Consider the following 13,602-nt stretch of genomic DNA (forward strand, 5'->3'; position numbering starts at 1 on the left):
TATACGAACATATATTCTATGATATTATTAAGAATATACGTTCGGAGGGATGACAATGAAATTAGTTGATATTATTAAAGCTGTTCAAAGTTTGAATACTACCGACCAACAACGTTTATTGGATTTTTTCACAACTAACTTAAAACCGTTTCTTACATCAGAACCGATTTTTAATGATATTCTTGAACGTAAAAATGCTGATGGCTATACTTGTCCTCATTGTTCATCCAAAGAAGTAGTTCGTTTCGGAAAATACATGGTAAAAGTCAATTCAAAAGATGTAGAACGTCAACGCTATCGTTGTAAAAAAACATTTACGGATACAACTAATACTCCTTTATATCGTGTACGAAAAGGTCATTTAATAGTGCAATTTGTACAATGTATGTTACAAGGGTATTCGTTACGAAAATCTGCCAAAATCATTGGTGGCATTTCTCACGTAAGCCTATTTTATTATCGGCATAAACTGCTAACTGCACTTGCACAACTTGATTTTGAAGCATTTAATGGCATTGTAGAGATGGATGAAACGTATTTCTTATACTCTGAAAAAGGGCAACGTAAAATCCAGGGTCGGAAACCACGTAAGCGTGGCGGTAAAGCTAAAAAACGTGGCATTAGTAAGCAACAAGTCTGTGTATTAGTTGCAAGAGATAGAACGAAAGCAACTGTGTCTTCGGTTTTAGGTCGTGCTCGTATTGAAACAACACAATTAGGTAAAGCGGTAGGAGATAAATAATCCTCTACTAATACGCTATGCACAGATTTTTGGAGAGCTTTCAAACCATTTGCAAAAACAAAAGGTATTATGGAACATTACACATTTACTGCATCAAAGAAAGAACACGTAAAAGGCATTTTTCATATCCAAAATGTGAATAATTTTCATAGTCGTTTAAAGGGATGGGTGCGTAAATTTAATGGAGTAGCAACAAAATATCTCCAAAATTACCTTGCTTGGTTTACGTATCTCGATAGCATCCAATTTAAAACAGATGATGTATTTATTAAGGAGTTTCTTGTTCAAAGTTGTATTCATAGAATGACGGAAACTAACACATCACTTCGCTTAAAGAAATTTGCTGTGTGAGAGAAGTATGAAGGTAATTGGGAATAATTGTCGAATATTCTATATATGATTGGATTGTCTTGAAAGATTGTAAATAGGAGGTATTTTATGAAAAAGCTGTTATTAACAATCGGATTGATGATTGTATTTGTTGGGGCTTTTGTATTCTACAACAAACTCTACTATCCTTCACTTCCGATAGAAAACATGAGCAAAAAAGAGGTCATAGAAAAATTAAATAATTCTGATGAAAAAATCGTTAAATTATTAAACGAAAACGGTCAGCAATGGTATATTATAAGCGAACGAAATATATCCATAGCTGATGAAATTATCAAGGAAATGGTTAGTCAATATGGTTGGGTTTTCAAACAAAAAGATGGAAATGGACTCTTCTTTGAAAAGCAAGGTGAAAATTTGATTATATCGATACAAATGTGGACTGGTGACTATGTGTTAGTTAAAATTCCACCCACTCTAAAAGAGTAAAAATAGGCTTGTTCTCTAAAATGAGACAAGCCTATTTTATATAATCATAAATTCAACAATAAAGTTTAACAGAGCCTTTGTGTAAAAAATGGTGCTGGTTGTATCCACCAACACCAAATATTATAGAGCCCTTTTTTGCGAAGCGACGTCCTACTCTCACAAGGGGACCCCTTAACTACCATCGGCGCTAACTCCGAAGCACGTTGACCGGCGAATTTCTGCGTCTGCTTCGGCGGTCCGGTGCTCACGTACATAGTACGCTCCGCTCCGGGCCGCCTCGCTTCCTTGAACTTCTTGGTCCCCGTGCTTCTCGTCTCCTCCAAATAATTGTTTTGCTTACGTTTTAAAGTAAGCCCGAAATATGTGAGATAAATAAAAAAATGCGCACCCTCTGGTACGCACGACGAATAGCCCTTCAATCCAATATTTTTTCGGATTAAGGGCTATTTTGCCATTGCACATGATTCACAAATTGTTTTCGACCATGGCAAATAGCGATCTAATATTTCTGGCTGTTGATGGATTGGTAAACTTGGGAGTTCCGACAATACTTTCACTAAGTATTGATAAAAATCAATTCCATTAGCTTTTGCCGTTTCAGCCAAGCTTAAACAGATGGCGTTTGCATCGGCTCCCGATTCACTCACGGAAAACAGCCAGTTTTTTCGTCCAATGACATTCGGCCGAATCGCATTTTCAGCTGGGTTGTTGTCCATTTCAATGCGTCCATCATACAGAAAAGCTTTTAAACCTTCGGCGTGCTTCAATGTATATTCCGCAGCTTTGGCAAGGGCATTCTTCCCATAGAAAGGAGATTCGTCAATCCATTTGAAAAATGCCTCAACGATAGGTTTGGACTCTTTTTGTCTAGCTTTTCTCCGTTCGCTCGGCCGAAGTTTCTTAAATTTCCGTTCTAGGCGGTAAAGTCGATCACAATAATCGACACCAATCCGTCCATTTTTACTTTCGGCTTTTAACCAGTATCGACGAACATGAGCCCAGCAGTTGGCAAAATGAATATTTGGCACATCATGGTATGCAGAATATCCATCGCAGATAATCGTCCCTTTAAAGCCTTTCATAAAGTCAGTCAAAATTTCCCGACTTCGGGATAAAGCACTATGGAACAGAACAATTGCTGGACCTTGAGATCCTACGCTACGGAACACCCAGTTGTAAGCTTTAGATTGAGCTGGCTTTCCATCTGAGCGGTTCAATACTTGGGCATAGGTTTCATCGACATGAAGAATTGATTTTTTCATGAGGGTTTCTTTCATTCGATTATATAATGGAAGAAGCCAATCTTCTGCCGTGCGAATCACCCAGTTGGATAGGTTCTTATCATTGGTTAGTAAACCATAACGATGCCATTCCTTTACCTGCCTATATAAGGGTAAATAAAGAATAAATTTATCATAGATGAGTTTTGCTAAGACCGTTGGTCCTGCGATACTTCGCAGAATGGCAGGTTGCGGTGCTTTTCCACGTTTGATTTGTGAGTCTTTATTCGAATCTTTTTTACAAGACCTGCACTCATAAGCGTGTTCAATATGCTGAACACGCTTCATAGTAGCTGGTATGAATTTTGCTTCTTCTCGTACAATCGTGCTGCCAATCTCTGTCATAGGTGATTGACAACACTCGCATTGTAAGTTTTCTGGATGATGATGAATTTCTTCAATTTCTAAACCATCCATAAAAGAATCATTTCGTTTTTTCTTGTTATGTCGTTTACGAACAACTGTGTATGTCACAGTGTCCGTGCTTTTTTCTCCTGTGTGCTCAGGTTCATTAAAAAAAGAGTCGTCATCAAACAAAGAATACTGTCCGTCTGGAGCTTGATACTTTGATTTTTCAGATTTTGAGCCATAAAGCCGTTTAGTTAAATAACGAACTTGTTGTGACAATAATTCAATTTGTTTCAACAATTCATCATTTTTTTGATTGGCATGAGCTAGTTGCTCTTCTAATGACTGAATTAACTTTTCGTATGAATCATTGTTCACAACATCCACCACTTTTCCGTACTGATTCTATATAGAGTTGATTATATCATGAATCGGTATTTAGAAGACACCTTTTTTCGATTTTTGGATGGCTTTAGGTTGTTGAATCGAGAGCCCTTCGAGTAACCATCGAAGCTCCTGTTGAGTCAAATTTCGAACCTCATTTTCATTTCTGGGCCATTGGAGTTTGCCGTTATCGATTCGTTTGTATAACATGGCGAAGCCATCTCCATCAAAATACAAACATTTATAGCGGTCTTTCTTCCGTCCACAAAATAAGAAAATGGCGTTGCTATATGGATCCAGTTCGAAAGAATCCTGAATTAAGGTGGCAAGACCATCAATTCCTTTTCTCATATCCGTACGACCACAAATGATATAGATATTTTTACACTTAGTAAAATCATGAATCACTGCTATTCAACTCCTTGATGACCGTTTGAATGATGTGAGGTTTTACACCGGGGTAAAAGGAGATTTTAAAATTTGTTGCTTGAATAACGCATACAGGTTTGAGAGGACCACGACTCGTTGAGGGTGAAGTTGAATCAGAATCGGATTCCAAATTGACAGGGACGATATTTAATTTTTCAACTGCCAAACAAAAACACCTCCTCTGTAATCGATAACTCTATCTTACAGGGAGGTACGATCGATTGATATGCGTCGTTTGAATTCGGGCTTACGTTTTAAATGCCACTTCTCTATCGCGCCGATCGGACTTTCAGTCCTTGGTAGTAAGGGGCTTCAATTTTTGCAATAAAAAAAGCACCACTGTTGTGGTGCCTTTTTGCGAAGCGACGTCCTACTCTCACAAGGGGAAGCCCCTTACTACCATCGGCGCTGAAGAGCTTAACTTCCGTGTTCGGTATGGGAACGGGTGTGACCTCTTCGCCATCGTCACTTCACTATATGAGAGGTTGTTCTCTCAAAACTGGATAACGACATTGAAAATGATTGGTTAAGTCCTCGATCGATTAGTATCCGTCAGCTCCACACGTCACCGTGCTTCCACCTCGGACCTATCTACCTCATCGTCTTTGAGGGATCTTACTTGCTTATGCAATGGGAAATCTCATCTTGAGGGGGGCTTCATGCTTAGATGCTTTCAGCACTTATCCCGTCCACACATAGCTACCCAGCGGTGCCTTTGGCAAGACAACTGGTACACCAGCGGTGTGTCCATCCCGGTCCTCTCGTACTAAGGACAGCTCCTCTCAAATTTCCTACGCCCACGACGGATAGGGACCGAACTGTCTCACGACGTTCTGAACCCAGCTCGCGTACCGCTTTAATGGGCGAACAGCCCAACCCTTGGGACCGACTACAGCCCCAGGATGCGATGAGCCGACATCGAGGTGCCAAACCTCCCCGTCGATGTGGACTCTTGGGGGAGATAAGCCTGTTATCCCCGGGGTAGCTTTTATCCGTTGAGCGATGGCCCTTCCATGCGGAACCACCGGATCACTAAGCCCGTCTTTCGACCCTGCTCGACTTGTAGGTCTCGCAGTCAAGCTCCCTTATGCCTTTACACTCTGCGAATGATTTCCAACCATTCTGAGGGAACCTTTGGGCGCCTCCGTTACCTTTTAGGAGGCGACCGCCCCAGTCAAACTGTCCACCTGACACTGTCTCCCAAGCCGATCAGGCTTGCGGGTTAGAATTTCAGTACAACCAGGGTAGTATCCCAAGGGCGCCTCCAGGGAAGCTGGCGCTCCCCCTTCTACGGCTCCTACCTATCCTGTACAAGTTGCACCGAAATTCAATATCAGGTTACAGTAAAGCTCCACGGGGTCTTTCCGTCCTGTCGCGGGTAACCTGCATCTTCACAGGTACTATAATTTCACCGAGTCTCTCGTTGAGACAGTGCCCAGATCGTTACGCCTTTCGTGCGGGTCGGAACTTACCCGACAAGGAATTTCGCTACCTTAGGACCGTTATAGTTACGGCCGCCGTTTACTGGGGCTTCAATTCGGAGCTTCGCTTGCGCTAACTCCTCCTCTTAACCTTCCAGCACCGGGCAGGCGTCAGCCCCTATACTTCACCTTACGGTTTTGCAGAGACCTGTGTTTTTGCTAAACAGTCGCCTGGGCCTATTCACTGCGGCTCATCAGGGCTTGCACCCCAATGAGCACCCCTTCTCCCGAAGTTACGGGGTCATTTTGCCGAGTTCCTTAACGAGAGTTCTCTCGCTCACCTTAGGATTCTCTCCTCGACTACCTGTGTCGGTTTGCGGTACGGGCACCTCCCGCCTCGCTAGAGGCTTTTCTTGGCAGTGTGAAATCAGGAACTTCGCGCATAACGCGCTCCCCATCACAGCTCGGCGTATTAGGAAGCGGATTTGCCTACTTCCACGCCTTGCTGCTTGGACACGCTCGACCAACGGCGTGCATTCCCTATCCTCCTGCGTCCCCCCATCACTCAAACGGCGGGGAGGTGGTACAGGAATATCAACCTGTTGTCCATCGTCTACGCCTTTCGGCCTCGACTTAGGTCCCGACTAACCCTGAGCGGACGAGCCTTCCTCAGGAAACCTTAGTCATTCGGTGGATGGGATTCTCACCCATCTTTCGCTACTCATACCGGCATTCTCACTTCTAAGCGCTCCACCAGTCCTTCCGGTCTGACTTCGACGCACTTAGAACGCTCTCCTACCACTCGTGCAACGCACGAATCCACAGCTTCGGTGAATCGTTTAGCCCCGATACATTTTCGGCGCAGCGTCACTCGACCAGTGAGCTATTACGCACTCTTTAAATGATGGCTGCTTCTAAGCCAACATCCTGGTTGTCTAAGCAACGCCACATCCTTTTCCACTTAACGATTACTTTGGGACCTTAGCTGGTGGTCTGGGCTGTTTCCCTTTTGACCACGGATCTTATCACTCGTAGTCTGACTCCCGTGTATAAATAGCTGGCATTCGGAGTTTGTCTGAATTCGGTAACCCGAGGTGGGCCCCTAGTCCAAACAGTGCTCTACCTCCAGTATTCTTCACACGAGGCTAGCCCTAAAGCTATTTCGGAGAGAACCAGCTATCTCCAAGTTCGATTGGAATTTCTCCGCTACCCACACCTCATCCCCGCACTTTTCAACGTGCGTGGGTTCGGGCCTCCAGTGAGTGTTACCTCACCTTCACCCTGGACATGGGTAGATCACCTGGTTTCGGGTCTACGACCACGTACTCAAAACGCCCTATTCAGACTCGCTTTCGCTGCGGCTCCGCATTTTCTGCTTAACCTTGCACGTAATCGTAACTCGCCGGTTCATTCTACAAAAGGCACGCCATCACCCGTTAACGGGCTCTGACTACTTGTAGGCACACGGTTTCAGGTTCTCTTTCACTCCCCTCCCGGGGTGCTTTTCACCTTTCCCTCACGGTACTGGTTCACTATCGGTCACTAGGGAGTATTTAGCCTTGGGAGATGGTCCTCCCGGATTCCGACGGAATTTCACGTGTTCCGCCGTACTCAGGATCCACTCAGGAGAGGATGGATTTTCGACTACAGGGCTTTTACCTTCTCTGGCCGTCCTTTCCAGAACGGTTCATCTAACCCATCCTTTTGTAACTCCGTATAGAGTGTCCTACAACCCCAAGAGGCAAGCCTCTTGGTTTGGGCTGTTCCCGTTTCGCTCGCCGCTACTCAGGGAATCGATTTTTCTTTCTTCTCCTCCAGGTACTTAGATGTTTCAGTTCCCTGGGTGTGCCTTCTTAACGCTATGGATTCACGTTAAGATACTGTTCCATTACGAACAGTGGGTTCCCCCATTCGGAAATCTCCGGATCAAAGCTTACTTACAGCTCCCCGAAGCATATCGGTGTTAGTCCCGTCCTTCATCGGCTCCTAGTGCCAAGGCATCCACCGTGCGCCCTTAACAACTTAACCTTTACGGTTTTCGATACGCTGCGCAATACTTCGTCAATTTCGCTCGTTCGAATCCTCATGTACACATGTAGTACACTCCGGTTCTCACTCGCTCATTTCCTTGTCTTGCTTGCGTCTCGCAACCCTTACGGCTTTAATCCACGTCGCATTTACGTCGTGTTAGCCTAGTTGTTTGCGCTTTACAGTAAATTGCTTGCTTTCAATGTCGTTTATCCAGTTTTCAAAGAACAACACTATAACTTTGAAGGTCATAAACCTTCAAAACTGAACACAAAACGCTAATGCTTCCGTAAATATCCTTAGAAAGGAGGTGATCCAGCCGCACCTTCCGATACGGCTACCTTGTTACGACTTCACCCCAATCATCTGTCCCACCTTCGGCGGCTGGCTCCCGAAAGGGTTACCTCACCGACTTCGGGTGTTACAGACTCTCGTGGTGTGACGGGCGGTGTGTACAAGGCCCGGGAACGTATTCACCGCGGCATGCTGATCCGCGATTACTAGCGATTCCGGCTTCATGCAGGCGAGTTGCAGCCTGCAATCCGAACTGAGAACGGTTTTTTCGGATTGGCTCCGTCTCGCGACTTCGCGACCGTTTGTACCGTCCATTGTAGCACGTGTGTAGCCCAGGTCATAAGGGGCATGATGATTTGACGTCATCCCCACCTTCCTCCGTATTTGTACGGCAGTCTCCTTAGAGTGCCCAACTGAATGATGGCAACTAAGGACAAGGGTTGCGCTCGTTGCGGGACTTAACCCAACATCTCACGACACGAGCTGACGACAACCATGCACCACCTGTCACCGCTGTCCCCGAAGGGAAGGCTATGTCTCCATAGCGGTCAGCGGGATGTCAAGACCTGGTAAGGTTCTTCGCGTTGCTTCGAATTAAACCACATGCTCCACCGCTTGTGCGGGCCCCCGTCAATTCCTTTGAGTTTCAGTCTTGCGACCGTACTCCCCAGGCGGAGTGCTTAATGCGTTAGCTGCAGCACTAAGGGGTGGAAACCCCCTAACACTTAGCACTCATCGTTTACGGCGTGGACTACCAGGGTATCTAATCCTGTTTGCTCCCCACGCTTTCGCGCCTCAGCGTCAGTTACAGGCCAGGAAGCCGCCTTCGCCACTGGTGTTCCTCCATATCTCTACGCATTTCACCGCTACACATGGAATTCCGCTTCCCTCTCCTGCACTCAAGTCTCCCAGTTTCCAATGACCCTCCCCGGTTAAGCCGGGGGCTTTCACATCAGACTTAAGAAACCGCCTGCGCGCGCTTTACGCCCAATAATTCCGGACAACGCTTGCCACCTACGTATTACCGCGGCTGCTGGCACGTAGTTAGCCGTGGCTTTCTAGTAAGGTACCGTCAAGGTGCAGCCAGTTACTACTGCACTTGTTCTTCCCTTACAACAGAGCTTTACGATCCGAAGACCTTCTTCGCTCACGCGGCGTTGCTCCATCAGGCTTTCGCCCATTGTGGAAGATTCCCTACTGCTGCCTCCCGTAGGAGTCTGGGCCGTGTCTCAGTCCCAGTGTGGCCGATCACCCTCTCAGGTCGGCTACGCATCGTCGCCTTGGTAGGCCGTTACCCCACCAACAAGCTAATGCGCCGCGGGCCCATCCTATAGTGATAGCAGAACCATCTTTCAACACCAAAGCATGCACTTTGATGTGTTATCCGGTATTAGCACGCGTTTCCGCGAGTTATCCCAGTCTATAGGGCAGGTTACCCACGTGTTACTCACCCGTCCGCCGCTAACCTCATGAAAGCTAGGCTTTCAATTGGTTCGCTCGACTTGCATGTATTAGGCACGCCGCCAGCGTTCGTCCTGAGCCAGGATCAAACTCTCCATAAAAGAAAATTTGATTTGCTCAAAAATTGAATGTCCGAATCTAGTTTGTTAACGAGGGTTAACAACTAGATAATTTATTGCATTAACGTTTTGTTGTTCAGTTTTCAAGGTTCATGGTGGAGCATAGCGGGATCGAACCGCTGACCTCCTGCGTGCAAGGCAGGCGCTCTCCCAGCTGAGCTAATGCCCCAATATAATGTATGGTCGGGAAGACAGGATTCGAACCTGCGACCCCTTGGTCCCAAACCAAGTGCTCTACCAAGCTGAGCTACTTCCCGATTTTATGGCGCGCCAGGCAGGAGTCGAACCCACAACCTTCTGATCCGTAGTCAGACGCTCTATCCAATTGAGCTACTGGCGCTAACTTCTATTTTACATGGTGCCGAGGACCGGAGTCGAACCGGTACGGTAGTCACCTACCGCAGGATTTTAAGTCCTGTGCGTCTGCCAATTCCGCCACCCCGGCATTATTGGAGCGGAAGACGGGGTTCGAACCCGCGACCCCCACCTTGGCAAGGTGGTGTTCTACCACTGAACTACTTCCGCAATAATTATATTTTAAATGGTGCGGGTGGAGGGAGTCGAACCCCCACGCCGTGAGGCGCTAGATCCTAAGTCTAGTGCGTCTGCCAATTCCGCCACACCCGCAAAATGGTGAGCCATGAAGGACTTGAACCTTCGACCCTCTGATTAAAAGTCAGATGCTCTACCACTGAGCTAATGGCTCATGATGGTGCCGGCGAAAGGAATCGAACCCTCAACCTACTGATTACAAGTCAGTTGCTCTGCCAATTGAGCTACACCGGCATGATATGGTGGAGGATGACGGGATCGAACCGCCGACCCCCTGCTTGTAAGGCAGGTGCTCTCCCAGCTGAGCTAATCCTCCATATATTAGCCTAGCAACGTCCTACTCTCACAAGGGGAAGCCCCTTACTACCATCGGCGCTAAAGAGCTTAACTTCCGTGTTCGGTATGGGAACGGGTGTATCCTCTTTGCCATCGTCACTAGACTATTTGTTTTGAGACAAAAACTATTATATCACTTAATCAAAGAATTGCAAGTGTTTTTTTAAAATAATTTTTGTTCTCTCAAAACTGGATAACGACATTGAAAATGATTGGTTAAGTCCTCGATCGATTAGTATCCGTCAGCTCCACACGTCACCGTGCTTCCACCTCGGACCTATCTACCTCATCGTCTTTGAGGGATCTTACTTGCTTATGCAATGGGAAATCTCATCTTGAGGGGGGCTTCATGCTTAGATGCTTTCAGCACTTATCCCGTCCACACATAGCTACCCAGCGGTGCCTTTGGCAAGACAACTGGTACACCAGCGGTGTGTCCATCCCGGTCCTCTCGTACTAAGGACAGCTCCTCTCAAATTTCCTACGCCCACGACGGATAGGGACCGAACTGTCTCACGACGTTCTGAACCCAGCTCGCGTACCGCTTTAATGGGCGAACAGCCCAACCCTTGGGACCGACTACAGCCCCAGGATGCGATGAGCCGACATCGAGGTGCCAAACCTCCCCGTCGATGTGGACTCTTGGGGGAGATAAGCCTGTTATCCCCGGGGTAGCTTTTATCCGTTGAGCGATGGCCCTTCCATGCGGAACCACCGGATCACTAAGCCCGTCTTTCGACCCTGCTCGACTTGTAGGTCTCGCAGTCAAGCTCCCTTATGCCTTTACACTCTGCGAATGATTTCCAACCATTCTGAGGGAACCTTTGGGCGCCTCCGTTACCTTTTAGGAGGCGACCGCCCCAGTCAAACTGTCCACCTGACACTGTCTCCCAAGCCGATCAGGCTTGCGGGTTAGAATTTCAGTACAACCAGGGTAGTATCCCAAGGGCGCCTCCAGGGAAGCTGGCGCTCCCCCTTCTACGGCTCCTACCTATCCTGTACAAGTTGCACCGAAATTCAATATCAGGTTACAGTAAAGCTCCACGGGGTCTTTCCGTCCTGTCGCGGGTAACCTGCATCTTCACAGGTACTATAATTTCACCGAGTCTCTCGTTGAGACAGTGCCCAGATCGTTACGCCTTTCGTGCGGGTCGGAACTTACCCGACAAGGAATTTCGCTACCTTAGGACCGTTATAGTTACGGCCGCCGTTTACTGGGGCTTCAATTCGGAGCTTCGCTTGCGCTAACTCCTCCTCTTAACCTTCCAGCACCGGGCAGGCGTCAGCCCCTATACTTCACCTTACGGTTTTGCAGAGACCTGTGTTTTTGCTAAACAGTCGCCTGGGCCTATTCACTGCGGCTCATCAGGGCTTGCACCCCAATGAGCACCCCTTCTCCCGAAGTTACGGGGTCATTTTGCCGAGTTCCTTAACGAGAGTTCTCTCGCTCACCTTAGGATTCTCTCCTCGACTACCTGTGTCGGTTTGCGGTACGGGCACCTCCCGCCTCGCTAGAGGCTTTTCTTGGCAGTGTGAAATCAGGAACTTCGCGCATAACGCGCTCCCCATCACAGCTCGGCGTATTAGGAAGCGGATTTGCCTACTTCCACGCCTTGCTGCTTGGACACGCTCGACCAACGGCGTGCATTCCCTATCCTCCTGCGTCCCCCCATCACTCAAACGGCGGGGAGGTGGTACAGGAATATCAACCTGTTGTCCATCGTCTACGCCTTTCGGCCTCGACTTAGGTCCCGACTAACCCTGAGCGGACGAGCCTTCCTCAGGAAACCTTAGTCATTCGGTGGATGGGATTCTCACCCATCTTTCGCTACTCATACCGGCATTCTCACTTCTAAGCGCTCCACCAGTCCTTCCGGTCTGACTTCGACGCACTTAGAACGCTCTCCTACCACTCGTGCAACGCACGAATCCACAGCTTCGGTGAATCGTTTAGCCCCGTTACATTTTCGGCGCAGCGTCACTCGACCAGTGAGCTATTACGCACTCTTTAAATGATGGCTGCTTCTAAGCCAACATCCTGGTTGTCTAAGCAACGCCACATCCTTTTCCACTTAACGATTACTTTGGGACCTTAGCTGGTGGTCTGGGCTGTTTCCCTTTTGACCACGGATCTTATCACTCGTAGTCTGACTCCCGTGTATAAATAGCTGGCATTCGGAGTTTGTCTGAATTCGGTAACCCGAGGTGGGCCCCTAGTCCAAACAGTGCTCTACCTCCAGTATTCTTCACACGAGGCTAGCCCTAAAGCTATTTCGGAGAGAACCAGCTATCTCCAAGTTCGATTGGAATTTCTCCGCTACCCACACCTCATCCCCGCACTTTTCAACGTGCGTGGGTTCGGGCCTCCAGTGAGTGTTACCTCACCTTCACCCTGGACATGGGTAGATCACCTGGTTTCGGGTCTACGACCACGTACTCAAAACGCCCTATTCAGACTCGCTTTCGCTGCGGCTCCGCATTTTCTGCTTAACCTTGCACGTAATCGTAACTCGCCGGTTCATTCTACAAAAGGCACGCCATCACCCGTTAACGGGCTCTGACTACTTGTAGGCACACGGTTTCAGGTTCTCTTTCACTCCCCTCCCGGGGTGCTTTTCACCTTTCCCTCACGGTACTGGTTCACTATCGGTCACTAGGGAGTATTTAGCCTTGGGAGATGGTCCTCCCGGATTCCGACGGAATTTCACGTGTTCCGCCGTACTCAGGATCCACTCAGGAGAGGATGGATTTTCGACTACAGGGCTTTTACCTTCTCTGGCCGTCCTTTCCAGAACGGTTCATCTAACCCATCCTTTTGTAACTCCGTATAGAGTGTCCTACAACCCCAAGAGGCAAGCCTCTTGGTTTGGGCTGTTCCCGTTTCGCTCGCCGCTACTCAGGGAATCGATTTTTCTTTCTTCTCCTCCAGGTACTTAGATGTTTCAGTTCCCTGGGTGTGCCTTCTTAACGCTATGGATTCACGTTAAGATACTGTTCCATTACGAACAGTGGGTTCCCCCATTCGGAAATCTCCGGATCAAAGCTTACTTACAGCTCCCCGAAGCATATCGGTGTTAGTCCCGTCCTTCATCGGCTCCTAGTGCCAAGGCATCCACCGTGCGCCCTTAACAACTTAACCTTTACGGTTTTCGATACGCTGCGCAATACTTCGTCAATTTCGCTCGTTCGAATCCTCATGTACACATGTAGTACACTCCGGTTCTCACTCGCTCATTTCCTTGTCTTGCTTGCGTCTCGCAACCCTTACGGCTTTAATCCACGTCGCATTTACGTCGTGTTAGCCTAGTTGTTTGCGCTTTACAGTAAATTGCTTGCTTTCAATGTCGTTTATCCAGTTTTCAAAGAACAACACTATAACTTTGAAGGTC

General features: G+C 47.6%; 4 protein-coding genes, 9 tRNA genes, 5 rRNA genes and 1 pseudogene. 2 read left to right on the plus strand and 17 right to left on the minus strand.

Translation table 11 applies throughout. The annotated features are described in order from the left end of the window. Positions 1 to 55: 55 nt before the first annotated feature. Positions 56 to 1,093 (plus strand): annotated as a pseudogene (locus NST98_RS12110) (IS1595 family transposase). 87 nt (positions 1,094 to 1,180) lie between these two features. Further along, positions 1,181 to 1,561, plus strand: coding sequence for a hypothetical protein (locus tag NST98_RS12115; RefSeq protein WP_340715223.1), 381 nt, complete (start codon positions 1,181 to 1,183; stop codon positions 1,559 to 1,561). Positions 1,562 to 2,004: 443 nt separating this feature from the next. On the opposite strand, the gene tnpC is transcribed toward NST98_RS12115, so the two are convergent. From tnpC to NST98_RS12200, 17 genes are all read right to left on the minus strand, one after another. Continuing rightward, positions 2,005 to 3,579 carry an IS66 family transposase gene (gene tnpC / locus NST98_RS12120; protein WP_445684030.1) on the minus strand — a complete coding sequence of 525 codons (1,575 nt, stop codon included), beginning with the start codon at positions 3,577 to 3,579 and terminating at the stop codon, positions 2,005 to 2,007. A gap of 48 nt (positions 3,580 to 3,627) precedes the next feature. After that, positions 3,628 to 3,981: an IS66 family insertion sequence element accessory protein TnpB gene (gene tnpB / locus NST98_RS12125; protein ID WP_222837117.1), complete on the minus strand. Its 354-nt coding sequence runs from the start codon at positions 3,979 to 3,981 to the stop codon at positions 3,628 to 3,630. Continuing rightward, the gene (locus NST98_RS12130; protein WP_096550383.1) at positions 3,971 to 4,168 is read right to left on the minus strand and encodes a hypothetical protein; all 198 of its coding nucleotides are present in this window, start codon (positions 4,166 to 4,168) and stop codon (positions 3,971 to 3,973) included. Before NST98_RS12130 ends, tnpB begins: the two co-directional genes overlap by 11 nt. A gap of 191 nt (positions 4,169 to 4,359) precedes the next feature. Next, positions 4,360 to 4,475: ribosomal RNA gene (rrf, locus tag NST98_RS12135) — 5S ribosomal RNA — on the minus strand. Between the two features lie 49 nt (positions 4,476 to 4,524). Then, positions 4,525 to 7,451, minus strand: a 23S ribosomal RNA gene (locus NST98_RS12140). 303 nt (positions 7,452 to 7,754) lie between these two features. After that, positions 7,755 to 9,307, minus strand: a 16S ribosomal RNA gene (locus NST98_RS12145). Between the two features lie 111 nt (positions 9,308 to 9,418). Further along, positions 9,419 to 9,494, minus strand: a tRNA-Ala gene (locus tag NST98_RS12150). An 11-nt stretch (positions 9,495 to 9,505) separates the two neighbouring features. Further along, positions 9,506 to 9,582, minus strand: a tRNA-Pro gene (locus tag NST98_RS12155). A 6-nt stretch (positions 9,583 to 9,588) separates the two neighbouring features. Beyond that, a tRNA-Arg gene (locus NST98_RS12160) sits at positions 9,589 to 9,665 on the minus strand. 16 nt (positions 9,666 to 9,681) lie between these two features. Beyond that, positions 9,682 to 9,770 (minus strand) — tRNA-Leu (locus NST98_RS12165). Positions 9,771 to 9,775: 5 nt separating this feature from the next. Then, positions 9,776 to 9,850, minus strand: a tRNA-Gly gene (locus tag NST98_RS12170). Positions 9,851 to 9,867: 17 nt separating this feature from the next. Then, positions 9,868 to 9,952: transfer RNA gene (locus NST98_RS12175), tRNA-Leu, on the minus strand. Between the two features lie 4 nt (positions 9,953 to 9,956). Beyond that, positions 9,957 to 10,031, minus strand: a tRNA-Lys gene (locus NST98_RS12180). A gap of 4 nt (positions 10,032 to 10,035) precedes the next feature. Further along, positions 10,036 to 10,111 (minus strand) — tRNA-Thr (locus tag NST98_RS12185). 6 nt (positions 10,112 to 10,117) lie between these two features. Continuing rightward, a tRNA-Val gene (locus NST98_RS12190) sits at positions 10,118 to 10,193 on the minus strand. 8 nt (positions 10,194 to 10,201) lie between these two features. Further along, positions 10,202 to 10,317 (minus strand): 5S ribosomal RNA (gene rrf / locus NST98_RS12195). 108 nt (positions 10,318 to 10,425) lie between these two features. Next, positions 10,426 to 13,352: ribosomal RNA gene (locus NST98_RS12200) — 23S ribosomal RNA — on the minus strand. The 16S, 23S and 5S rRNA genes sit together here with 9 tRNA genes alongside, the layout of an rRNA operon. Between the last annotated feature and the right edge of the window lie 250 nt (positions 13,353 to 13,602).

The sequence above is a fragment of the Ureibacillus sp. FSL W8-0352 genome (assembly GCF_038004345.1).
Classification (GTDB): Bacteria; Bacillota; Bacilli; order Bacillales_A; family Planococcaceae; genus Ureibacillus; species Ureibacillus thermosphaericus.